The sequence below is a fragment of the Paraburkholderia sp. XV genome, assembly GCF_020177535.1.
Taxonomy (GTDB): domain Bacteria; phylum Pseudomonadota; class Gammaproteobacteria; order Burkholderiales; family Burkholderiaceae; genus Paraburkholderia; species Paraburkholderia caribensis.
Map to the genome: position 1 here is coordinate 77,386 of NZ_JAGUUD010000011.1, position 21,224 is coordinate 98,609.

Sequence of the window (21,224 nt, forward strand, 5' to 3'; positions counted from 1 at the left end):
CCTCCCTCGCCAACCGCATCACGCAACATGAGTGTCATCGTCCGCCGTATCGCGCATCTCGACATGGACGCGTTCTACGCATCCGTCGAATTGCTGCGCTATCCGGAGTTGCGTGGCAAGCCCGTCGTGATCGGCGGCGGGCGCAATGCGATACCGGAAACCTTGCCTGACGGCACACGCCGTTTTGCGAAGCTGAAGGACTACGCGGGTCGCGGGGTGGTCACGACTTCGACTTACGAGGCGCGCGCATTCGGCGTGTTCTCGGCAATGGGCATGATGAAGGCCGCGCAACTCGCGCCGGACGCGATTCTGCTGCCTACCGACTTCGATTCCTACCGTCATTACTCGCGTCTCTTCAAGGCGGAAGTGGCCAGGTTCACGACGCGTATCGAAGATCGCGGCATCGACGAAATCTATATCGACCTCACGGACGTACCGGGCGATGCCGCCGACATCGGCTCGCGCATCAAGCAGGCCGTACATGGCGCAACAGGCCTGACGTGTTCGATTTGCGTCGCACCGAACAAACTGCTCGCGAAAATCGGCTCCGAGCTGGACAAGCCGGACGGTCTCACCATCCTGACGCCAGAAGACATTCCCACGCGCATCTGGCCGCTCGCCGCGCGGAAGATCAACGGTATCGGGCCGAAGGCGAGCGATCGGCTGGCCGCGCTCGGTATCAACACGGTCGGCGATCTGGCGCATGCTGCGCCCGATCTGCTGCAGGCCAACTTCGGACTCAAATACGCAACATGGCTCACACATGTCGCGCAAGGCAGCGACGAGCGTCCTGTCGTCGTCGAATCCGAGCCGAAGTCGATGAGCCGCGAGACGACGTTCGAACGCGACCTGCATCCGCGCCATGACCGGCCCGCGCTGTCGGAGTCGTTCACGCGTCTGTGCGTGCGCGTCGCGGAGGACCTGCAGCGCAAGGGCTACGTCGGACACACAATCGGCATCAAGTTGCGCTTCGACGATTTCTCCACCGTCACGCGCGATCTGACCATTCCCGCCGCGACCTCGGACGCGGCGGCGATCCGGCGCGCCGCAACCGAGTGCCTGAAACGCGTCGCGCTGACACGCAAGCTGCGGCTGCTTGGCGTGCGCGTGAGCGGGCTCTCGCTCGCGAGCGAGCAGGCTCCGCCGTTGCCCATACAGGCCGAACTGCCATTCACGGCTTGAGTTGCGACAGCAGCGCGCGCATCCCCAACGCCACCGCTTCAACCTCGCCGAAACAGTGCGCCGCTCAAGCGGCTAATCGCAACGAGCGAGCGCGCAACGAGCCAGCGCGAAACGAGCCAGCGCCCGATCGTCGCGGCCATCGGCCATCCTCGCGGCCCTGTATCGATGCGGGCAACCGCGGCACGCTGCCCGCTCGCGAGGACCTCGACGAACGCTTCATACGGCAGCACATGGCAGTCGCCTTCGCAAAGCGTGACCGTCACCTTGGGTGCGTCGCCCAGCAGCCAATCCAGCGATGCATCGCGGTAAGTCAGTCGCAGCGTGCCTTCCAGCGCGACGATCGCGCTGCCGCATCTGAACCAGGCGGCGTGGATCTGGTCGGGGGCGTATCGGTGTTCGAAGGGTTTCATCGAGAACTCAGTCCGAAAGCAGTCAACGGATCGGCCCAGCGATAGCAGGATCGGCGGGCCACATGTCGAAAGCGTAAAGACAGTCATCGGACCGCAACAGACTCACACGTTTAGAATCTGTACCGATACAGGGGCCGGTTTGGTTGCCCTGTTTCCGTCTGAATTGCCACGGTCTGTATCTGGCGATCTATCCACGCAGCAGGCACGATCCGAAGGATGATCTTGCTGAACGATGAACCTCTTCTCGCGCCGCCCGACACGGGCGCGCCGCTCTATGAACGGCTCGCTGAGCACTATCGCCGGGTGATCGCGTCGGGCACGCTCGCGCCCGGCGACCGCATGCCGTCGGTGCGCGCGTTGATGAGCCAGCACCACGTGAGTCTGTCGACGGCGATCCAGGTGTTTCGCCGTCTCGAAGACGGCGGCTGGCTGCAGGCGCGGCCGCGTGCGGGTTACTTCGTGCGGCGCGCGCCCGCCTCGAAACTGGCGGCCGTTGCGGAGCCGGACATTGCCGCGTTGGCTGAGCCGGCGCGCTACGTCGGCTTGCACGAGCGAATCTCGCGCGTGATCGAGCGGGCTCAGGCCTTTCCGGACGCGCTCAATCTCGGCGGCGCGACGGCCGATGCCGCGCTTTATCCGACCGCGCGGCTGCAGGCGCTCGCCTCACGCATCCTGCGCCATCGGCCGACGCTGCTGACGGAGGTCGGCGAAGACGGCGGCGCGGCGGAGTTGAGGCAGGCCGTCGCCAGGCGTGCGTTGTCGACGGGCGTCACGGCCTCGCCCGACGATGTGCTGGTGACGAGCGGCGGCGTCGAAGCGGTGAACCTGGCGCTGCGTGCCGTGGCGCAGCCGGGCGATACGATTGCCGTCGAATCGCCGGCGTTTTTCGGGCTGTTGCAGATACTCGAAAGTCTCGGGCTGCGCGCGCTCGAAATACCGACCAGCCCGACCACGGGCCTGTCGCTCGAAGCGCTCGACATCGCGTTGACCGCGTGCCCGGACATCAAGGCGCTGGTCGTCGTGCCGAACCTGCAGAATCCGCTCGGCTGCGTGATGGCGGACGCGCGCAAGGCCGAACTCGTGCGGCTGTGCGCGGGCCGTGGCGTCGCGCTGATCGAGGACGAGCCGTATCGGGAGCTGATCGAATCGACGGAACCCGCGCGGCCGTTGAAGGCTTGGGATCGCGACGGCGGCGTGATCTACTGCGCGTCGCTGAACAAGGTGCTCGCGCCGGGCATGCGGCTCGGCTGGATGTCGTCGGGGCGCTGGCATGCGCGCGTGCGGCTGCTGAAATTCGCGCAGACGCGGAACAACGAGTCGCTGGCGCAGTTCGTCGCGGCGGAGTTCATCGGCTCGGGCGCGTACGACCGGCATCTGCACCGGTTGCGCGAGAAGCTGCGCGTACAGCGCGAGGCGAGCGCCGACGCGATCAGCCGGTATTTTCCCGTTGGCACGCGGCTGAGCCTGCCGCCTGGCGGGCTGCTGCTGTGGGTCGAATTGCCGGATGGCAAGTCGTCGGATGCGCTTTTTGAAGCTGCGTTGCCGCACGGTATCCGGATTGCGCCGGGTTCGATATTTTCGAACTCGGAGCGCTTTCGCTCTTTTATCCGCCTCAGTTGCCCGGGGCCGTTCGATGAACGGATGGACGCGGCGCTTCGTCAACTCGGACGCCTCGCGGGGGAAGTCGCCTGACGGCCGGGACGCGTTGGGAAGGCGCGCCGGGCGTGTGCGGACTTGTCAATGCGAACTGCGCTCCGACGACTGGTGCATCCGTCACCGCTTTGTCACGATGCGCGACTAACTTCGAAAAGCACCCCATACAAAGCTTTCAGCAACTCGCTTGCGTGGGTTTGAGTCAGGCGTTGAGGCGCCAATTCTGGCCGACACGGTAGTGGACGGATGTGAGCGCTGAAGGGCTAACGCACGTCGACTCGCCGTGGGGCTGATGTAGGCGCTAAAGCGGCAACTCCGGCCGACACGGCATGGGACGGGCGTAAGCGCCAGAGCGGCAACGCCCGTCGACTCGCCGTGGGGCTGATGTAGGCGCTAAAGCGCCAACTCCGGCCGACACGGCATGGGACGGGTGTAGGCGCTAAAGCGCCAACGCCCGTCGACAGGAGGCAAACCATGAAAATCGCTCTGTTTGCAGCCGCCAGCCTGCTCGGCGCGCTGTCCGGTGCCGTCGCGCACGCGGCCGACGTCACGGGTGCAGGCAGCACCTTCGCGGCCCCGATCTACACCAAATGGGCCGACGCGTACCAGAAAACGGGCGGCGGCCGGGTCAACTACCAGGGCATCGGCTCGTCGGGGGGCATCAAGCAGGTGCTCGCCAAGACCGTCGACTTCGCCGGCTCCGACGCGCCGCTCAAGGACGACGAACTCGCGAAAGACGGCCTGTTCCAGTTTCCAACCGTGGTCGGCGGCGTGGTGCCCGTCGTCAATCTGCCGGGCGTCAAGCCGGGCGCGCTGGTGCTCTCCGGTCCGCTGCTCGGCGACATCTACCTCGGCAAGATCAAGAAGTGGAACGACCCGGCCATCGCCGCGCTCAATCCCGGCGTCAAGCTGCCCGATACCGACATCGCCGTCGTGCGTCGCGCGGACGGCTCGGGCACGAGCTTCATCTGGACACACTATCTGGCGCAGGTGAGCCCCGAGTGGAAAAGCAAAGTCGGCGAAGGCACGACGGTCAACTGGCCAACAGGCACGGGCGGCAAGGGCAACGACGGAGTCGCGGCGTTCGTGCAGCGGCTGCCGGGCGCGATCGGCTACGTCGAATGGGCGTACGCGAAGCAGAACAAGATGACCTACACGTCACTGAAGAACGCGGCGGGCGCCGTCGTCGAGCCGAAGACGGACAGCTTCAAGGCCGCGGCAGCAGGCGCGGACTGGTCGAAGTCGTTCTATCAGATCCTTACCAACGAGCCCGGCAAGGATGCATGGCCCGTGGTCGGCGCGACGTTCGTGCTCGTGCATGCGTCGCAGGACAAGCCGGATCACGGCAAGGAAACGCTCAAGTTCTTCGACTGGGCGTTCAGGAACGGCACCCAGACCGCGCAGGAACTCGACTACATCCCGCTGCCGGATGGCGTCGTGTCGCAAATCCGCACGCAATGGAAGGCCAAGGTCAAGGACGCATCCGGTAAGCCAATCGCCGATTGATCAGATAAAACCATAAAAGCGTACCGGTGCGCGAGAACGGCGGCAGTCATTGAACAGTAACGGGGCTTCGCGATAATGCGAATGCTGGCCTGAGAGCAATCGGGACGGGCGTGAAGCGCGGCGTCGGCCGCGCGCAGCGCCAGCCATCCCGATTGAAGCCAGAGACGCATTCATGACCATTCCCATGCTGACCACACACCGTGGCTATCGCCTGCAAGCCAGCGCCGCAATTCGCGACGACGGCCTGCACGCCGCCGATCTGATCATCGAAAAACCGGGCCTGCCGGCCCGCATCTTCAACGCCCTCGACTACTTCTACGACGGCGAACAGGCGCTCAGGTACGCGACCGCCTGGGGCCGCATCTGGGTCGACATGAAAGGTTGATCCCGCATCCCGCTTTCCGCCGGTGCTTACGTGCGGCGCGTCGCGCGAAGCGGGCGGACCGTCGCGAACCCGCTCATCAGTTTCATCCCCATCCCGCCGCCCGATAAGTTCATACGATTAGCAGCGCGAACTGCCGAGTGTACGACTTCGCACACAGTCAATTTTGCGACGCTCGACCATCGCGTTTATGCCCGATAAGATGGCGCGTGACGCAACACGTCTATTTGCTGGCTGATATTGCATCGGGCAAGCGGCCCGTTAGCCATGACAAGCGAGGTGCGGCAGGACCTGCCTGCATGCTGGACGCCTCGCTTGCGTCACACACCGCGCCGCAACGTGCCTGATTTCTTCGAACACAGACGGCTTGCCGGGAAGGGCTGCCCGGCGCACGAGAGGGACGTGGCATGTTGAACAAGTTGATCGACATCGCGAGACACATCCGACGCAGCGAACGCTTCAAACATTCGATCAGCACACCGGGCCGCATCACGTTGCACGCGCAACAGCGTTTGAACCGCGGCTACTTTGCGATCGAGATTCGCGCGCACTCCGGCTTCTTTTCAGTGATGCAGATGGTGCTGTTCATCCTGATGTATTGCGAGGAAAAGCGCCTCACGCCGCTCATTTCCGCGCGCGGCGGAATTTACGGCGACGCCGAAGGCAAGGTCGACTGGTTCTCAGAATACTTCGACACCATTGGGGCGGCGCCGCTGCCGTCGTCGAGCGTGCGGTTGCGTACGTCGGTCGTGCGCGATCTCGGCGGGCTCGGATTTCGCCGGCGTTATGAGCCAAGGCTCGATCTGCGGCACGCCAGCGCGCTGTTCCGCTCGTACTACCAGCCCGCTGCGCCGATCCGCGACGAAGTGGACGCGATCCGCAAGCGCCTCGGCATCGGCGCGTCGACGCTCGGCGTGCATTTTCGCGGCACCGACAAGAAGGCCGAAGCGCATACCATCGCGTGGGAGGCGTTTTGCCGTCTGGTCGAGAAGACGCTGGCCGAAGAGCCGCAACTGACCAACATTTTCGTGTCGAGCGACGAGCAGGCGTTCATCGATTACTTCGTCAAATGGGCGTTTCCCGTGCCCGTCAGCGTCGCGCCCGCGCGACTGCTCGCAACGGGCAGCACGCCCGTGCACTTCAGCGGTCATCCGGGACTGGCGATCGGACGCGAGGCGCTGGTCGCGAGTCTGCTCCTCGCGAGTTGCGGCTATCTGGTTAAGACCCCGTCGTATTTGTCCGCCTGGTCCAAAATGTTCAATCTGTCGCTTCCGGTTAAACTCGCCGTGCCGCCGCGCGAAGGCGCATTCTGGTTCCCGGACAGCCAGATCTGGAACGAACAGCAACAGCGCCCTGAAACGACGGCAGAGGCGGACGTCCGGTTGCAGGATCAGAAAACGGCCTGAACGGCGCGGCGCATGCCGCAATGCAATACGGCCGGGCGCTGCGCGAAATGCGGCCTGGCCCACAACGGCGATAGAAAAGCCGGCTTCCGGCCGCGTTCGCGAGCGGTCGGCAGGTCGGCGCTCGCGTAGAATCATCATAAAAGACCAGCACGGCAAATCGGGGAAGGGCGTGAAGATTCACAGCCACTACGACAATCTGAAAGTCTCGCGGGACGCCCCTCAAGAGGTGATCCGCGCGGCCTACAAGACCTTGAGTCAGAAATATCATCCTGACCGGCGGATCGACGATCCCGATGCCGAGCGGGTGATGAAGATCATCAACGCGTCTTATGCGGTTCTGAGCGACCCCATGCAACGCAAGGAGCACGACGAATGGCTCGCGCGCAAGGAACGCGAAGCGGCCGCAGCGGCTGCGCCGCAACGCTCGCCGCGTCAGCCGGCGCCCGCGTCGCAGCGGACGAACTGGCAGTCGGCCGCCGCGCAGAGCCGGCGCGAAGTTCCGCCGCGTTCCAGCACATGGACGTCGCAGGCTCATATCGATCCGCGCGCCGCGAAGCGAAAGCCGCGCGCGGCGTCCGGTTTTTCGCTGCGCAAGATTTCGCTGCGAAGCTGGACGGTCATCGGCGTCTGCGCATTCTTCGGCTATGTCGCGATTTCGGAATCGACGACGCCATGGCCGTTCACCCGCAACACGACTTCGTACGGCTCGCCCTACGGTACGCGCAGTCATGCCGGGCCGGATGACGCCACGTCCCCGGATGGCAAGCGGCGCGGGCTTGCAGCGATGTCGTCGGCACAGGCGGCGACATCGCCGTGGTCCGGCGACGGGGCCGTCGCGAGCAGCGATCCGTCAGTCTCGCATGCGCTGTTCGTGAGGCCAACGCTCGCGCCGAACGGCGTGCCATGGCCGTCAAAGCCGTCCTATCTCGATGGCATGCCAGTGGGCGCGGCGGGCGGGCATTCGTCGGTGACGGTCGACAACTCCGTCAACCGCTTCGACGTGTTCGGCAAGCTCGTCTACAACGCGTCGGTATTCGACCAGCCGGTTCGCCATTTCTTCGTTCCGGCCGGAAAGACTTTCACGCTGATCGGCGTCGCGCCGGGCGCGTACGACGTCCGCTATCAGAATCTCGACGACGGCGGCCTGTACAAGTCGCAAGGTTTCGAACTCAGCGAACAGGCCGTCGGCAACAGCGTCGACGCGACCAACGTGAGCATCACGCTCTACGCGTTGCCGGGCAGCACCGTGAAGCCGACCACGATCGGCCGCGGCGACTTTTAGTCATTGCTGTCTGCCGGCAGCGCGCCGCTCATTGCAGTGTCGCGCCCGCACCCCGCAGCACCACGCTCTGCCGCCCGTCGATGCTGACGGGCACATCGCCGTGCACGGTCGCGCGCCGCACGACGCGATGCGCGTCGCCATAATCGTTGATCGCGTAGTGCTGCGTCGCGCGGTTGTCCCAGATTGCCACGTCCCCTTGCGTCCAGTTCCAGCGCACCGTGTTCTCGAGCCGCGTGACGTGATCGTGGAAAGTCTGCAGCAGATGCGTCGAGTCGCCCGCCGACAGTCCCTTCAGGCGCTGCACGAAATGGCCTAGCACCAGTGAGCGCTCGCCCGTTTCCGGATGCACGCGTACCACGGGATGCTCGGTCTCGTAGACGGTCGACGTGAACACTTCGCGGTAGCGCTTGAGCTGCTCGGTGTCGGCGTTCACGTGCGACGAGGCGTAGTCGTAGGCGTTCGTGTGCAGCGCCCAGAGCGTGTCGGCAAGCCGCCGCAGCGGCTCGGGCAGGTTCTCGTAAGCGGCCGCCGTGTTGGCCCAGACCGTGTCGCCGCCGTACAGCGGAATCACGACGGCGCGCAGGATCGAGATCTTCGGATACGCATCGACGAAGGTGACGTCCGTATGCCATGAGTTCGCGCGCGCGCCATGCTGCGAATCGAGTTCGAGCAGATGGCGGCTGCCGTCGACGGACGGCACGGTCGGATGCGCGACGGTCTCGCCGAAGCGCCGCGCGAACGCTTCCTGCTCCGTGTCGTCGAGATGCTGCTGGCCGCGAAAGAACAGCACCTTGTGCTTCAGCAGCGCGGCGTGGATCGCATCGAAGGTCTGCGCGTCGATCGAGCCGGACAGTCTGACGCCTCGAATCTCGGCGCCGATGCGGCCGGCGACGCGGCGTAGATCGAGCGTTTCGTGCGCAGCGTGTGTGGCAATCGCGCCTGCGTTCGATGGGGCGAAACCCGCTTGCGTATTCGACATCTGACGTCTCCGTGTAAGTGGGAACGTCCATTCAAGCAGCGCGCTCGCGCAAAGAGAACTGACATTTCGTGCGAAGGTGTGCAGGCGGATTGCGCTATCGATAGGTTGATTCGTGCTATGCGAGCGGCACGCTTGCCCGAGGGAACAGGGACGGGTCCCATGCCATCCGTCGAACCCATGCGCGCGCAGCTTTCCCGCCTCGGCACAGGACGCGTCGGCGGGAAAGCACGGTGGTCTAAGAGCAAAGTCGCGGCAGCTCAGCCCGGCTGGACGGGAACGAGCTTCAGTTTGCGGCGCAAGCTCCGCGTGTCGTGCATGTCGCAGGCTTCGGGTATTTGCCACGCCGCGCGCAACAGTTGAATGAACGCCGCTTCACCTTCGGACAGGTGTCCATCCGCGTGCGCGCCTTCGTTGCATAGCGCGATGACTTCGCGGCGTATGCGCCAGTCCTTGATGTCCTGCGCGAGACAGAAAATCACGGCAGGGTCGAGGCGGCAGGTGTCGCCCCAGTTCAGGTAGGCCGTCGACGTCAGGTCCTCGCACATCTGCTGCATGACGCTGAGCAGTTGTCCGCGGTTCATCTTCAGCCGTGCTTCCATCCCGCAACGCTCCAGCGCTTCGAGCTCGTCGGCGCCGACGTGTCCGTCCGACAGCAGGCAGGCGGCCACGATGCGGGCCGCTGCTTCGGGACTGTCGCTTCGATAGTGACGCATTTCATCTCTCCTTTGCTTCGATTCGATTGACGGCGCGGCGCATCACGCAATCCAGTCGCGCGGCGCGAGGTTCGAGTGCACGTGAAACGGATAGCTGCTGTCGTCGAGCATGCGCTGGCGGCGTTCGAGATCGGCGAGATCGGTCGACGACGCGAGCCACGCTTCGCGTTCGCTGTCGCGCGAGGACGTGAACAGCATGCCGAGACGGTGTGCGAGCTGGTTGAACATGATGTGCTCCTTCAGTAGTGCGATAAGGAAACGCGCCGGCGAAATGGGGCTCCGCACGGCTGCGTGACGGCGATGCGCGGGCTTTGTGCTGCTTGCCGTTTCGTCGGTTTCGACCATGACGCTGCATCGACGGAATGCATCGTAGGCGGGGTGAGTTAGCCGGAAATGAGTGCGCCGGACATGCGCTGAAACGTTATGTCACGGTGTGCCATAACCCGTTTCGAGCCTGATTCAAAGGCTAATTCTTTGCTCACTGTCGGCGCGCAGAATGCGAACCATCCGATGCATCACTGACACGGCATCGAACGTCGAGGAGAACAACATGAAAGGGATTCGCCACATTGCAGTCGCCGCATTGCTCGGCCTGGGACTGGTGAGCGCCGCGCAGGCACACGTGTTCGTCGGCGTCGGGATTGGACCCGTTGCGCCTGTCGTTCCTGTCATGCCCGTCGTCTCCGTCGCGCCGCTGCCCGTGTATGCGCCGCCGCCCGCGTATTACGCGCCGCCTGCGCCGGTGTACGCGCCGCCCGTGGTGGTCGGTTACTGGGGGCATCCGCACTATGCCTATCGCGGCTATTACGGCTACGGCTACTGGCGTTAGGCAAACGGCGAGCGTGCCATGACGGGCGCTCATTTATTTCTAATTTTCGATCGCTACGATCCACTTCATCGCAAGGCTCATCGAGCCAATCACCCGGAGGGAAACATCATGAAAACGCTCATTCAGACGGCTGCAGTCGCTGTGTTGCTCGCGCTGCCCATCGCCTCGTTTGCGCAAACGACGGCACCCGTTTCGCGTGCCGAAGTCGAGGCGCAACTCGCGCAGCTGGAAAGCGCTGGCTACAACCCGAGTGGCGACAAGGCGCACTACCCAGCGAACCTCGAAGCTGCGCAGGCGCGTCTCGACGCACAGCACGGGGACGGATATGGCGGCGTCGCGGACGGCACATCGCAAAGCGGAGCGGCGTTTCATCCTCAGTACGATGTCGGGATGAAGTCGATTTACGTCGGTCATTGAACGGCCGCTCAGGCACCGCCGAAGCAGCCGGTCAAGCCGATATGAACCCGCGGGCGCGCAGAGAATTCTGCGCGCCCGCATCATTGTCTTTGCAACCAGAAGCGTGCGCTGTGCGGTGTAGAATCGGCTCGCCGAAAGGCTCGCCGGAAGGCTCGCCGAACGGGTACGCCGCTATCGGCGCCGAAGCGGCACGTCAGCCCCGGCGTTCAATCCCGTTTGCACAACTCTCACCGGACGGCACGCATCAGACCATGTCCATGCCCAAGATCCGCTCCCTCAGAAATCAACTCGTGCTCGCCCTCTGTGTGCTGGTGAGCATCGTCGGCGTGGTGCAGGGCATCAGTTCATGGCAGCTTGCCAAAGCCGGCATGAGCGCGCTGCTCGATCTGCGACTCGAACAGGTGGCTACGCGCCTTTATCACAGCGGCCTCGCCGATGCGCTGCCCACCACGCCCGCTCGCGGTTCGCAGCCGGAGCGCGACGTCTATCTCACGGTCTGGAAGGAAGGCATCGATACGCCTTACCGCTCGACCGACCCGTCGCTTGCGTTGCCGCGCGACGCGGAGCCGGGCTTCTCGAACGCGATGGTGAACGGCGAGAACTGGCGCATTTATACATTGCGCGAGCCGTCGATGGTCGTCCAGGTCGCACAGCGCTCGCGCGTGCGCCAGGAGCTTGCCGAAGCGCGCTCGCTGAACACGCTGTGGCCGATGATCGTGCTCGTGCCGCTGGTGTGGCTCGCCGTGCTGCTCGTCGTGCGGCGCGCACTGAGGCGCCTGACGCGGCTCGGCAGACAGGTACAGGCCATCGACATGGCGCATTTCGAGCAGTTGTCGACCTCGGGCGTGCCGACGGAGATACGCCCGTTCATCCTGTCGATCAACACCATGATCGGGCGCCTCGAACAGTCCATCGAGAGCGAGCGGAAGTTCATTGCCGACGCGGCGCATGAACTGCGCACGCCGCTCACCGCGTTGCAGTTGCAGGCGGACAATCTGCAGCCGCATATCGCGCCCGGCAACCAGGAGCGCTTCCGCGAACTGCAAAGCGGGATCCGGCGCAGCGGCCGGATGATCGCGCAGTTGTTGCGGCTCGCGCGCGCCGATGCGCCGATGAAGGCGGACACGCTGACGCGCGTCGACGTGTCGGAGGTGGTCGTCGACGCCGTGGCCGAAGTCCTGCCGATCGCGATGCAGCGCGGCATCGACATCGGCGCCGACGAGATGACGAGCGCTTTCGTGCACGCCAACGACGCCGATATCGGCATCGCGCTGCGCAACCTGGTGAGCAACGCGATCCGCTACACGCCGGATGGCGGCAAGGTCGATCTGAGCATCCAGGTGCGCGACGGGATGGTGTGGATCGAAGTGGTCGATAACGGGCCGGGCATCGACGAGGCGCTGCTGCCGCGCGTGTTCGACCGGTTTTTCCGCGCCAATGCGCAGATCGAGGGCAGCGGGCTCGGTTTGTCGATCGTGCAGGCCATCGTGAACCGGTACGGCGGCGCAGCGAGCCTGCGCAATCGTGCGGACGGGCAATCGGGGATCGTCGCGTCGATCGGTTTTCCCTCGGTGCCGTAAGCGGTGTCATCAGCCGCGCCGCTCATTCTTTGCTAATTCTTCGTGCCTAAGATGGGAACTGTTGGAGCAGGCCCCTCTGGTTCTGGCACGGCGATCGGTGCACGCCAGAATCCTTCGGCCGACTGCGTATGCAGTCGGCTTTTTTTTTGCTGTCGACACCGGACGGGTTAGCCTGTGCGGGCTCGGTTATCATGCGATCTGGCGGGTGCGCGGGAGTGGGGCGCACCGGCAGCCACGGTCCGGAATCGCAAACCGCCGCCCGCGCGCGATGCGCCGCGCGCCGCGCGGCTGACGGGTCCTTGCGCTGCGGCCAACGACAACGCTTCGTTGCTGTGGACACGACATCATGCGAGTGCTACTGGTTGAAGACGATCTGCAGATCGGCCAAAGTCTGATGCGCGCGCTGCAGGACGCTGACTACAGCGTCGACTGGGTGCGCGACGGCAATGCGGGCAGCGCCGCCATCGCTGCCGCCGAATATACCGTCGTCCTGCTCGATCTCGGCTTGCCGGGCATGGGCGGCATCGAATTGCTGAGGTCGGCCCGCGCGGCGGGCAACACCGTGCCCGTGCTGATCCTGACGGCGCGCGACGACCTCGACGCGCGCGTGCAGGGCCTCGACGTCGGCGCCGACGATTACGTCCTCAAACCCTTCGACGTCCCCGAGCTGATGGCGCGCATGCGTGCCGTGTTGCGGCGCAAGGCGGGCTATGCGTCGTCGCGTCTCGGCGACGACGCGCTGAACCTCGATCTCGACAAGCGCACGCTGTGCTGCAATGGGGTGTCGTCGGTATTGTCGGCGCGCGAGTTCGCGCTGATGCTCGCGTTTCTCGAACGGCCCGGCACGATCCTGTCGCGCGACCAGCTGGAGGACAAGCTGTACGGCTGGGGCAAGGAAGTCGAGAGCAATGCCGTCGACGTGCTCATTCACTCCGTGCGCAAGAAGTTCGGGCAGTCGGTGATTCGCAATGTGCGCGGGCTCGGCTGGACCGTCATGCTCGGCGAAGCGCCGAAAACCTGAAGGCTGCGCATCCTCATTCTTCCCTCACTCTGCATCGACACAATCTTCTCGACCGCACAGCAATCACGCTGAAACGCGCGGCGAGGAGAGAGCGATGAAAGGCATTCCAGAAGTCACGGCAGCGGGCGGGCGCAACGATGCGTTCAACGACACGCCGGCCACATTCGATAGGTACGACCCCAGCACCCGCACGCGGATCGCCGTGCATATCGACTGCATGCCGCCATGCAGCGCCGCAGGCGCGGACCTGCGCGCGCCCGTCTATGCCGCGCGCGTGTACCGGATGCAGCCTGCGCGGTGCCGTATCGGCGTACGCGTGCGTTATCCGCGTTGCGCCGGCTGGGGCGACGGTTTTGGTTCGACGCAACGCTGAGGCTTGGCCATGTCGAACCATCCGGCTATCGACGGTCTCACGGATCGCATGGCCGCGAGCTGGCAGGCGCGTGCCGTTCTCATGGCCATGCCGCTGTTCGCCGGGCGGTGCGCTCGTGCGCGCTGCGTGGCGCCCGATGTCGCGCGGCTGCGCGTGCGCTCGCACTGGCTGTCGTTGCCGGGCGCGGGGCTAGCGGCGCTTTTCAATCCGCGTTCGCGCAGGGTGCGCGACGGCGGTCTCGACGGGCTGTGGACGTTACCGTCCAGCCGGCCCGGACCGATCGCGAACGCGATTCTATACCTGCATGGCGGCGGCTATTACTTTGGATCGTCGGCGACCCATCGCGCGGTGACCACGGCGCTCGCCGCGCATAGCGGCGCGCCCGTGTTCGCGCCCGATTACCGGCTCGCGCCCGAGCATCCGTTTCCCGCCGCGCTAAATGATGCGCTGCACGCGTACCGCACCCTGATCGCGCGCGGCATCGCGGCGAATTCGATCGTCGTCGCGGGCGACTCGGCGGGCGGCGGGCTGGCGCTCGCGTTGCTGGTTGCGCTGCGCGATGCGGGCGACGCCTTGCCGGCGGGCGCCGTGCTGTTTTCGCCGTGGGCCGATCTGACCACGACATGGCGCGCCGCGCGCGGCGCCGGACCGACGACGCGTATCGCGATGCAACGCGCCGCGCAGATGTACATCGGCGACGCGAGCGCGTGGGACCCGTATGTGTCGCCTGCGCGCGGCGATTTGCACGATCTGCCGCCCATCCATCTGCAGATCAGCGACGCGGAAGCGATGTACGAGGATGCGCTCGCGCTCGCGGCGCGCCTCAATCGCGTGGGCGTGACGGTGCAGGTCGCCCAATGGCATGCGATGCCGCACGCGCTGCCGTGTTTCGCGCCATTTCTGCCCGAGGCGAATCAGGCGCTGCGGCAGGCGGCGATGTTCGTCAGGCGCTGCTATGCGACGCGCAAGCGCGAGGCTGCAACCGCCGCCGCCATGGCATGAGAGCGGGAGCGCAGAGAAAAAAGCGGACGGCGCGAGCCGTCCGCGTCAATGGCCAATACTGAACACTGGCCTCTGGAAAAGCCTCCGGGAAAGTCAGGCGCGCGCCGCTTCGACGGGTGCGTGGACGGTGTCGTCAATAGGGAAATGCAGCAGCGCGGCGAACAGTCCCGCCAATGCCGTCGCGGCCCAGATCAGCGTGTACGAGCCCGTCGCGTCGAACACGTAGCCGCCGAGCCACGCGCCGAGGAACGAACCCAACTGGTGACTGAGAAACACGACGCCGAACAGTGTGCCGAGATGCCGCGTGCCGAACACCTTGGCGATCAGGCCGCTGGTGAGCGGCACGGTGCCGAGCCACGTCAGGCCCATCACGGCGGCGAACAGCACGACGGAAACCGTTGACTTCGGCAGCAGGAAGAACGCGGCAATCGTCGCGCCGCGAATCAGATACAGCCAGCCGAGCACATGCTGCTGACGGAAGCGCCCGCCAAGCCAGCCGCATGCCCAGCTTCCCGCCATGTTGAACAGGCCGATCAGCGCGAGTGCGGTGGCGCCGAGTCCCATCGGCATGTGGCACAAGCTCAGATAGCCGGGCAGATGGGTGGCGATGAACGCGAGCTGGAAGCCGCAGGTGAAGAAGCCGAGCGTCAGCAGCCGGTAGCCGCGATGGCGCATGGCGTGCGCGAGCGTCTCGCGCAGCGGCGCGACCGTGGCCGTTGCGGGCGACGCGGCCACGTGCGTCGCGCCGACGTCCTTGCGGCGGTCGAGCAGCATGCCGAAGGGCGCGGCGACCAGCATCAGGAAGGCGAGCGCATAGAGCGACGTCGATATGCCCGACGTTTCGCGCAGCAGTTGCGCGAACGGCACCATCAGCACCTGTCCCAGCGAGCCGCCCGCGCTCGCGATGCCCATCGCCATGCTGCGCTGCTCCGGCGTCGCGGCGCGCCCGACGGCCGTCAGCACGACGCCGAACGTCGTGCAGCTGACTCCGATGCCGACCAGCAGCCCAAGCCCCGCAATCAGCGCGACGGCGGACGGCGAACCGGCCGCGAGCGCAAGGCCCGCAGCGAAGGTGGTGGCGCCGAACGCGACGACGGGCGCGGCGCCGTAGCGGTCCGCGGCGGCACCCGCGAACGGCTGCGCGAAGCCCCACACGAGATTGTGCAGCGCGATTGCAAAGGCCACGAGCGTGACGGGCAGGCCGCGATCGTACGAAAACGGCCCGATGAACAGGCCGAAGGTCTGCCGGATGCCCATGGCCGCGCTGATGATCAGCGCGGCGGCGACGATCACATAAAACGTCGGGTTTTTAAGGGGAACTGCGTAAGCGGGTTTGGCCGTTGACATGTTTCGTTTCCTCCTGGCGGCATCGTCGCAGCAGCCAGCAGACGCGACAAACGAAAAGTTTTCGGCGACAGATGAAGAAAATTCACTCGCGCGGCGAGTGGGGCGCTAGCGGGTTGCCGTCGTGAAATGCGTGGATTCGCCCGTTGAACCGGCGTCATCGAACGTGCGCGCTTCGTGAAGCAGCCAGCGCTTGAATGCCTGCAGATCAGGCCGCTCGTCCGTGCCTTCCGCGCTGACCAGCCAGTATGCCGTCTTTGCATCGACGGTCGGCGTGCTGGCTTCGACGAGCGTGCCCGCGTCCAGCTCGCGGTTCACCAGCGGCCGTCTGCCGATCGCGACGCCCACGCCCGTCGCGGCCGCTTCGAGCGCCAGCTGGATCGTGTCGAAACGCACGCCGCCCGCCGCGTCGATATCGCGGACCCCCGCACCGTCCAGCCATGCCTGCCAGTCTTCGCTCGCGGTGTCGACATGAATCAGGGTCGCGCGGCGCAAGTCGATGTTGCCTTGTGCGTCGCGCAACGTGTCGCGATACGCGGGACTGCAGACGGGCACGAGGCGCTCGCCGAACAGCCGGCTCCAGTCGCTGCCCGGCACCGGCCCGCGGCTCAGGCGGATGCCGAAGTCGAAACCGTCGACGGGAAAGCCTACCTGGCGGCGCGAAGTATCGACGGAAACGTCGATGTTCGGCCACTGCGCACGAAACTCGAACAGGCGCGGGACGAGCCAGCGCATCGCGAGCGTCGGCGCGCAGCTCACCGTCACCGTGCGGTGCGTGCGGTTGTCAGGCAGCCGCTGCGTGCCGAGCGCGATCAGCGAAAACGCCTCGGCGATGTATGGGAAATATTGTTCGCCCGCGGGCGTCAGCGACAGCTTGCGCGGCTCGCGCGCGAACAGCGCGACCCCGAGCGCTTCTTCGAGCGCGACGATGCCGTGGCTCACGGCGCTCGGCGTCACGTTCAGTTCGGCGGCGGCGAGCTTGAAGCTGCCGTGCCGCGCCGCCGCCTCGAAGAAACGCAGCGAGTTCAGCGGGGGCAGGCGAAGCGGCATGGCGCAACCTTTGGGCGTCGTGGGTGAAGGGAAGGGATGTCGCGCGAGGCAGTCGGCGCAGCCAGCATGGCGTGGCTAGAGACAGGCGGCGTGCCGGGCGCCGCGAGCGTTACGCGAGGGCATGCCGCGCCGTTCGCACCCGCTCATGGGCAGCACGAGCAGCCGCGATGCCGCATGCCATATCCGCCTTCGCCTTCGGATGCGCCGCCCGACGAGCCGCCCGAGGCGCTGCCTAGCAACGCCGGCGCGCCCACCCGCACGCGTTCCGCCGACGTGCCGCAGCGCGGACAACCGGCCGGTTCGTCGCGTTCGGCGATGCGCCGTACTGCTTCAAAGGTGCCGCATTCGGCGCACTCGTAGTCGTAGACAGGCATGACTTGTTCCGTTGTTATCGACACCACAGGCACCACGCGCCCGATGTGCACGATATGTTTCAGCGCTTGCGCCGGCTGCTGCGCGTCCGTTCGTGAAACCCATCGGGCTTCGTGCGTACCCAGTTCACGAAAGCTCTGACTTGTTCGTTTTCGAGCAGGCGATCGACGGATGCATAAGAGGTCGCCAGTTCGCGCTCCGAAAAGAGCGCATGCAACTGCCGATGGCAGATCCGGTGCAGCGCGACCGTTTCGCGGCCGCCTTCGGTCTTTGGAACCAGATGATGCTCGTCGCGCTGATCGGCTGGAATCGCGCGGCCGCACAACGGACACGCTTCTTCCACCGGCGGCCGATACCAGGACTCCACTTCACGCTTTGCCATCGATGCCCCTGCGAATCCCATCATCCTACCAACTTTCGCGGCACGCACCTGTCGCCGCGCGCGCAAGCGGCGATGCTATGCTGGCCTCTCTTCGTCGAAGGAAGGCAAGTGCATGACGACGGTCGATACGCATGCGGAGCCGGGCCCCCGTGTGGGCTCGCGTCCCGATCCAGCTTCGAGCGGGGGCGCCGGGTACCGGCCGCCCGTCAACGAGGACGAGCTGCTGCTGAAGTGGATTCGCCGCGCGCGCGAGTCGCAGAAGAGCCACTACGACATGGCCGATCTGCTTGCCGCGCGCAACCGCATGTTCGGCATCGGCGTGACGGCCGTGTCGGCCGTGGTCGGGACGACGGTGTTTCTGTCGCTGGTGGCGTCGGCGGATTCGCCCTGGGTGCGGCTCGTCGTCGGCCTGGTGAGCATCGCGGCGGCCGTGTCGGCGGCGTTGCAGACGTTTCTGCGCTATGCGGAGCGTGCCGAGCAGCACCGCTCGGCGGGGGCGCGTTATGGTGCGGTGCGGCGCAGGCTGGAAGCAATCTACGCGGGCGACCCCGGTGCCCGCGACGGCCGCTATGTGAGTGAAGTGCGCGATATCCTCGACCGGCTCGCGGAGGACTCGCCGAGCGTGCCGCCGCGCGTGTTCCGGCGTACGCAGGAAACCTTGCGGGTTGCGGCGTTGCAAGACCGCGAAGAAGCCGGCTGGGAATGAAGGGGCAAGGTGCCCAACACAGGCGACGCGGGCGTCACGCCCGCAGCCGCGCGCTGGACGCATCGCCACGCGCGGCGGGATGCGGCATCAGTGAAGGGACGTCCGCAGGCTCGGCGGCGCTGCTGAACAGCCGGCACACTTCAGTCGCGCTGGCGCACGCGTGCAGGCGCTCGCGAAAATGCTGGTCGCAAAAGCGCTGCGCGACGTCCGCGAGCAGGTTCAGATGCATCGTGTTCGCGCCTTCGGGCACGAGCAGCGCGATCACGTCGCGCACCGGCTTCGCGTCCGGCGCGTCGAAATCGAGCGGCATGCGCGGACGCACGTACAGCACGACGGCCGTCAGCAAGCCCGCGATCTGACTATGCGGCACGGCGACGCCTTGTCCAAGCCCCGTCGAGCCGAGCGCTTCACGCGTGTTCAGTCCTTCGATCACCTGGCCGGCGGGCACGCCATAGTGCGTTTCGCAAAACGCGCCGAGTTGCGCGAACAGCGCCGCGCGATCCACGGCGGCCGCGTCGAGCAGCACGTTGCCGGCGCTCAGCAGGCGGTCGAGCGTCTCGACGTCGTCGTCGCCGGTTTTGACAGGCGGCTTCGCGGGGCGCAACGCGCTCGCTGCCTGCGCCCATGAGGTTGCGCGCAGCAGGTCGCGCCAGCCGTCCGTCGGCGTGTCGGGAATCTCGAACAGATGACCGAACTGCGCGGCAGGCGCAATGCGCGTCACCTGCTGGATCGCGCCGTTGACCGCGTCTTTCGGCAGATATAGCGAGAGCTGCACGCGCTCGGTATGCGGCAGCGTCGCGATGCGGATGGTCCATGGCTGGCCCGCACAGTCGCGCGTCAACGCGCGGCGCAGCGGTGTCACGTGTTGCGCGTCGAGCGTCACGCGCATCATCACGCTGCGACCGGAAGCGCGGCGCCGCGCAATATCGTCGTGACGAGGGTGAACGCCGAAAATGGCGCGCAGAATGGCTCGGGTCTTCGTCATGCCCTTTCTCCAGACTGACAACGAATCTAGCGTAGCGCGATTCGCATTAAAACCGAATAAAAAAACGGGGCGCCCGAATGTGGGGTGTCGCACGCATCGCGGCGCGCAATGGTGTTAAAGACGTGCCAGTGGCACACCGCTGCGGGCATGAAGAGTGCCCGCAGAACGCGATAGTCACGCACTTCACCGGCCCCGGAGACTCCATTCATGCTGACGCTGTATTCGTATCCCGATCTGTTCGGCGTCGCCGACAACAACGCGTTCGGCCTGAAGGTCTACGCGTTCATGTGGCTGTGCGGGCTCGATTTCGAGCACCGGCATATTCTCGATACAGCGCGCGCGCCGCGCGGCCAGTTGCCGTATCTGTCGGACGACGGCGAGACGATCGGCGACAGCGACGCGATCATCGCGTATCTGAAGGACAAGTACGATCCGCGCATCGACAGCGGGCTGTCGCAAGGGCAGACGAATCTCGACTTTCTCGTGCGCCGTACACTTGACGATCTCTACTGGCCGATGAGCTATTCGCGCTGGCGTGACGATCGTTATTGGCCGGCGTTTCGTGACGCCGTGCTGCGCGAGCACGCCGACGTCGCCGCGAGCGACCTCGATGCGGCGCGCGAGTACAACAGGCAGCGCTATCACTATCAGGGCATCGGCCGTTACGAGCCGGATCAGGTGTACGCGCGGGGCATCGGCGATTTGCGGGTGGTGGCCGATCTGCTCGGCGATAGCGGCTTCGTGTTCGGCCCCGAACCGGCGACCATCGACGCGGCGATCTACGGCTTCGTCGCGAATATTTACTTCTATGAGATCGACACGCCGCTCAAGGCGTATGTGCTGTCGCGGCCCGAACTGGTGCGCCATTGCCGCGCGGTGCATGCGCGTATCGCCAGGGCTTGAAATGCGGGCCGTAAGGAACTCGAACGTGGCATTGGCTGTCATCGGATAGGATTGACGTTCGTCAAAGGATCGAGACAGAACGATCGACGCACACCCGCTACCGGGATCAACCACGGTATCAACAACGGCATCAAGCAAGGGAGAAACAATGACAATGCACCGCCGCCGATTCATCGCCATGTCCACGGCCGCGCTCGCGACGGGCGGACTGGCGCTTGCGGGCTGCACGACCACGGGGCCGTCGTCGGATGCGTCGCCCGAGGCGAACGCGGGCAAGCGCCGGTCGATCGATGCCGATGTCGACGGAACACTCACGCGTCTGTTCAATACCATCGGCGGCTCGCGCGAACTCGCCGACAAGTCGCGCGGCATTCTCGCATTCCCTTCCGTGATCTCGGCGGGCTTCTGGATCGGCGGGCAGTACGGGCAAGGTGCGCTGCGCGTCGGCGGGCAGACGTCGGGCTATTACAGCATCGCGGCGGCGTCGTTCGGCTTGCAGATCGGCGCGCAGTCGAAGGCGATCGTCATGCTGTTCATGACGGATGATGCGCTCAACAACTTCACGCGCAGCCAGGGGTGGTCGGCGGGCGTCGATGCGTCGGTCGCGCTCGTGAACGTCGGCGCGAACGGCAATGTCGATACGTCGACGGCAATGAGTCCCGTCGAAGCGTTCGTGCTCACGAACGCGGGGCTGATGGCGGGCGTATCGCTGGAAGGCTCGAAGATTTCCCGCCTTATTATCTGAGC

24 protein-coding genes are annotated in these 21,224 nt (G+C 65.5%); 15 read left to right on the forward strand and 9 right to left on the reverse strand.

What is annotated here, in order from left to right:
* Positions 1-27 precede the first annotated feature (27 nt).
* Positions 28-1,182 (forward strand): DNA polymerase IV, encoded by a 1,155-nt coding sequence (gene dinB, locus KFO72_RS08890; RefSeq protein WP_060606568.1) that lies wholly within the window; start codon positions 28-30, stop codon positions 1,180-1,182.
* A gap of 38 nt (positions 1,183-1,220) precedes the next feature.
* On the opposite strand, the gene KFO72_RS08895 is transcribed toward dinB, so the two are convergent.
* The gene (locus KFO72_RS08895; RefSeq protein ID WP_225031906.1) at positions 1,221-1,592 is read right to left on the reverse strand and encodes a hypothetical protein; all 372 of its coding nucleotides are present in this window, start codon (positions 1,590-1,592) and stop codon (positions 1,221-1,223) included.
* 216 nt (positions 1,593-1,808) lie between these two features.
* Between KFO72_RS08895 and KFO72_RS08900 the strand changes: the two genes are divergently transcribed.
* The 5 genes from KFO72_RS08900 to KFO72_RS08920 all read left to right on the forward strand — a co-directional run bounded on the left by KFO72_RS08900 (position 1,809) and on the right by KFO72_RS08920 (position 7,821).
* A complete protein-coding gene (locus KFO72_RS08900) occupies positions 1,809-3,284 on the forward strand; it encodes a PLP-dependent aminotransferase family protein (RefSeq protein WP_225031907.1) in 1,476 nt (491 codons plus the stop codon).
* A 435-nt stretch (positions 3,285-3,719) separates the two neighbouring features.
* Positions 3,720-4,751 carry a phosphate ABC transporter substrate-binding protein PstS gene (gene pstS, locus KFO72_RS08905; RefSeq protein WP_054934883.1) on the forward strand — a complete coding sequence of 344 codons (1,032 nt, stop codon included), beginning with the start codon at positions 3,720-3,722 and terminating at the stop codon, positions 4,749-4,751.
* Between the two features lie 172 nt (positions 4,752-4,923).
* A complete protein-coding gene (locus KFO72_RS08910; protein WP_007743864.1) occupies positions 4,924-5,136 on the forward strand; it encodes a hypothetical protein in 213 nt (70 codons plus the stop codon).
* Between the two features lie 404 nt (positions 5,137-5,540).
* Entirely contained in the window at positions 5,541-6,539 is a 999-nt protein-coding gene (locus KFO72_RS08915) for a hypothetical protein (protein ID WP_224101078.1), read from the forward strand.
* Between the two features lie 169 nt (positions 6,540-6,708).
* Entirely contained in the window at positions 6,709-7,821 is a 1,113-nt protein-coding gene (locus tag KFO72_RS08920; RefSeq protein ID WP_225031908.1) for a J domain-containing protein, read from the forward strand.
* Between the two features lie 28 nt (positions 7,822-7,849).
* Here KFO72_RS08920 and KFO72_RS08925 read toward each other — a convergent pair whose 3' ends face one another.
* From KFO72_RS08925 to KFO72_RS08935, 3 genes are all read right to left on the reverse strand, one after another.
* Complete coding sequence (locus KFO72_RS08925; RefSeq protein ID WP_225031909.1) at positions 7,850-8,800, reverse strand: TauD/TfdA dioxygenase family protein; 951 nt, start codon at positions 8,798-8,800, stop codon at positions 7,850-7,852.
* A gap of 257 nt (positions 8,801-9,057) precedes the next feature.
* Positions 9,058-9,513 (reverse strand): TerB family tellurite resistance protein, encoded by a 456-nt coding sequence (locus tag KFO72_RS08930; RefSeq protein WP_107203533.1) that lies wholly within the window; start codon positions 9,511-9,513, stop codon positions 9,058-9,060.
* Positions 9,514-9,555: 42 nt separating this feature from the next.
* Positions 9,556-9,741 (reverse strand): DUF3563 family protein, encoded by a 186-nt coding sequence (locus KFO72_RS08935; protein WP_054934914.1) that lies wholly within the window; start codon positions 9,739-9,741, stop codon positions 9,556-9,558.
* 322 nt (positions 9,742-10,063) lie between these two features.
* Here KFO72_RS08935 and KFO72_RS08940 point away from each other — a divergent pair, with 322 nt between their 5' ends.
* The 6 genes from KFO72_RS08940 to KFO72_RS08965 all read left to right on the forward strand — a co-directional run bounded on the left by KFO72_RS08940 (position 10,064) and on the right by KFO72_RS08965 (position 14,735).
* Entirely contained in the window at positions 10,064-10,342 is a 279-nt protein-coding gene (locus KFO72_RS08940; protein ID WP_225031910.1) for a hypothetical protein, read from the forward strand.
* Between the two features lie 108 nt (positions 10,343-10,450).
* Positions 10,451-10,759 (forward strand): DUF4148 domain-containing protein, encoded by a 309-nt coding sequence (locus tag KFO72_RS08945; RefSeq protein ID WP_054934878.1) that lies wholly within the window; start codon positions 10,451-10,453, stop codon positions 10,757-10,759.
* 251 nt (positions 10,760-11,010) lie between these two features.
* Entirely contained in the window at positions 11,011-12,339 is a 1,329-nt protein-coding gene (locus KFO72_RS08950) for an ATP-binding protein (RefSeq protein WP_225031911.1), read from the forward strand.
* Positions 12,340-12,685: 346 nt separating this feature from the next.
* The gene (locus KFO72_RS08955; protein ID WP_035987902.1) at positions 12,686-13,360 is read left to right on the forward strand and encodes a response regulator transcription factor; all 675 of its coding nucleotides are present in this window, start codon (positions 12,686-12,688) and stop codon (positions 13,358-13,360) included.
* A 94-nt stretch (positions 13,361-13,454) separates the two neighbouring features.
* A complete protein-coding gene (locus KFO72_RS08960) occupies positions 13,455-13,733 on the forward strand; it encodes a hypothetical protein (RefSeq protein WP_062916577.1) in 279 nt (92 codons plus the stop codon).
* Positions 13,734-13,742: 9 nt separating this feature from the next.
* Entirely contained in the window at positions 13,743-14,735 is a 993-nt protein-coding gene (locus tag KFO72_RS08965; protein WP_225031912.1) for an alpha/beta hydrolase, read from the forward strand.
* A 93-nt stretch (positions 14,736-14,828) separates the two neighbouring features.
* On the opposite strand, the gene KFO72_RS08970 is transcribed toward KFO72_RS08965, so the two are convergent.
* The 4 genes from KFO72_RS08970 to KFO72_RS08985 all read right to left on the reverse strand — a co-directional run bounded on the left by KFO72_RS08970 (position 14,829) and on the right by KFO72_RS08985 (position 17,883).
* Positions 14,829-16,082 (reverse strand): MFS transporter, encoded by a 1,254-nt coding sequence (locus KFO72_RS08970; protein WP_225031913.1) that lies wholly within the window; start codon positions 16,080-16,082, stop codon positions 14,829-14,831.
* A 105-nt stretch (positions 16,083-16,187) separates the two neighbouring features.
* On the reverse strand, positions 16,188-17,129 hold the full coding sequence (gene gcvA, locus KFO72_RS08975; RefSeq protein ID WP_225031914.1) for a transcriptional regulator GcvA: 942 nt from the start codon (positions 17,127-17,129) through the stop codon (positions 16,188-16,190).
* Positions 17,130-17,272: 143 nt separating this feature from the next.
* Complete coding sequence (locus KFO72_RS08980; protein WP_035988631.1) at positions 17,273-17,503, reverse strand: FmdB family zinc ribbon protein; 231 nt, start codon at positions 17,501-17,503, stop codon at positions 17,273-17,275.
* Between the two features lie 59 nt (positions 17,504-17,562).
* Entirely contained in the window at positions 17,563-17,883 is a 321-nt protein-coding gene (locus tag KFO72_RS08985) for an HNH endonuclease (RefSeq protein ID WP_054934873.1), read from the reverse strand.
* Positions 17,884-17,995: 112 nt separating this feature from the next.
* Here KFO72_RS08985 and KFO72_RS08990 point away from each other — a divergent pair, with 112 nt between their 5' ends.
* Positions 17,996-18,589, forward strand: coding sequence for an SLATT domain-containing protein (locus KFO72_RS08990; protein ID WP_225031915.1), 594 nt, complete (start codon positions 17,996-17,998; stop codon positions 18,587-18,589).
* Between the two features lie 34 nt (positions 18,590-18,623).
* Here the strand turns inward: KFO72_RS08990 and KFO72_RS08995 are convergent, their stop codons facing one another.
* Positions 18,624-19,574 carry a PTS sugar transporter subunit IIA gene (locus KFO72_RS08995; protein ID WP_225031916.1) on the reverse strand — a complete coding sequence of 317 codons (951 nt, stop codon included), beginning with the start codon at positions 19,572-19,574 and terminating at the stop codon, positions 18,624-18,626.
* 207 nt (positions 19,575-19,781) lie between these two features.
* Here KFO72_RS08995 and KFO72_RS09000 point away from each other — a divergent pair, with 207 nt between their 5' ends.
* Positions 19,782-20,477: a glutathione S-transferase C-terminal domain-containing protein gene (locus KFO72_RS09000; protein WP_225031917.1), complete on the forward strand. Its 696-nt coding sequence runs from the start codon at positions 19,782-19,784 to the stop codon at positions 20,475-20,477.
* Between the two features lie 154 nt (positions 20,478-20,631).
* Positions 20,632-21,222, forward strand: coding sequence for a YSC84-related protein (locus KFO72_RS09005; RefSeq protein WP_225031930.1), 591 nt, complete (start codon positions 20,632-20,634; stop codon positions 21,220-21,222).
* Positions 21,223-21,224: the final 2 nt, after the last annotated feature.

Coding starts and splice junctions, on each gene's coding strand:
- KFO72_RS08945 (WP_054934878.1), top strand. CDS start 10,451: ATGAAAACGCTCATTCAGACGGCTGCAGTCGCTGTGTTGCTCGCGCTG.
- KFO72_RS09005 (WP_225031930.1), top strand. CDS start 20,632: ATGCACCGCCGCCGATTCATCGCCATGTCCACGGCCGCGCTCGCGACG.
- KFO72_RS08900 (WP_225031907.1), top strand. CDS start 1,809: ATGATCTTGCTGAACGATGAACCTCTTCTCGCGCCGCCCGACACGGGC.
- KFO72_RS08940 (WP_225031910.1), top strand. CDS start 10,064: ATGAAAGGGATTCGCCACATTGCAGTCGCCGCATTGCTCGGCCTGGGA.
- KFO72_RS08925 (WP_225031909.1), bottom strand. CDS start 8,800: ATGTCGAATACGCAAGCGGGTTTCGCCCCATCGAACGCAGGCGCGATT.
- KFO72_RS08955 (WP_035987902.1), top strand. CDS start 12,686: ATGCGAGTGCTACTGGTTGAAGACGATCTGCAGATCGGCCAAAGTCTG.
- KFO72_RS08930 (WP_107203533.1), bottom strand. CDS start 9,513: ATGCGTCACTATCGAAGCGACAGTCCCGAAGCAGCGGCCCGCATCGTG.
- KFO72_RS08965 (WP_225031912.1), top strand. CDS start 13,743: ATGTCGAACCATCCGGCTATCGACGGTCTCACGGATCGCATGGCCGCG.
- KFO72_RS08970 (WP_225031913.1), bottom strand. CDS start 16,082: ATGTCAACGGCCAAACCCGCTTACGCAGTTCCCCTTAAAAACCCGACG.
- KFO72_RS08960 (WP_062916577.1), top strand. CDS start 13,455: ATGAAAGGCATTCCAGAAGTCACGGCAGCGGGCGGGCGCAACGATGCG.
- KFO72_RS08915 (WP_224101078.1), top strand. CDS start 5,541: ATGTTGAACAAGTTGATCGACATCGCGAGACACATCCGACGCAGCGAA.
- pstS (WP_054934883.1), top strand. CDS start 3,720: ATGAAAATCGCTCTGTTTGCAGCCGCCAGCCTGCTCGGCGCGCTGTCC.
- gcvA (WP_225031914.1), bottom strand. CDS start 17,129: ATGCCGCTTCGCCTGCCCCCGCTGAACTCGCTGCGTTTCTTCGAGGCG.
- KFO72_RS08935 (WP_054934914.1), bottom strand. CDS start 9,741: ATGTTCAACCAGCTCGCACACCGTCTCGGCATGCTGTTCACGTCCTCG.
- KFO72_RS08895 (WP_225031906.1), bottom strand. CDS start 1,592: ATGAAACCCTTCGAACACCGATACGCCCCCGACCAGATCCACGCCGCC.
- KFO72_RS08980 (WP_035988631.1), bottom strand. CDS start 17,503: ATGCCTGTCTACGACTACGAGTGCGCCGAATGCGGCACCTTTGAAGCA.
- KFO72_RS08950 (WP_225031911.1), top strand. CDS start 11,011: ATGTCCATGCCCAAGATCCGCTCCCTCAGAAATCAACTCGTGCTCGCC.
- KFO72_RS08995 (WP_225031916.1), bottom strand. CDS start 19,574: ATGACGAAGACCCGAGCCATTCTGCGCGCCATTTTCGGCGTTCACCCT.
- KFO72_RS08990 (WP_225031915.1), top strand. CDS start 17,996: ATGACGACGGTCGATACGCATGCGGAGCCGGGCCCCCGTGTGGGCTCG.
- dinB (WP_060606568.1), top strand. CDS start 28: ATGAGTGTCATCGTCCGCCGTATCGCGCATCTCGACATGGACGCGTTC.
- KFO72_RS09000 (WP_225031917.1), top strand. CDS start 19,782: ATGCTGACGCTGTATTCGTATCCCGATCTGTTCGGCGTCGCCGACAAC.
- KFO72_RS08985 (WP_054934873.1), bottom strand. CDS start 17,883: ATGGCAAAGCGTGAAGTGGAGTCCTGGTATCGGCCGCCGGTGGAAGAA.
- KFO72_RS08910 (WP_007743864.1), top strand. CDS start 4,924: ATGACCATTCCCATGCTGACCACACACCGTGGCTATCGCCTGCAAGCC.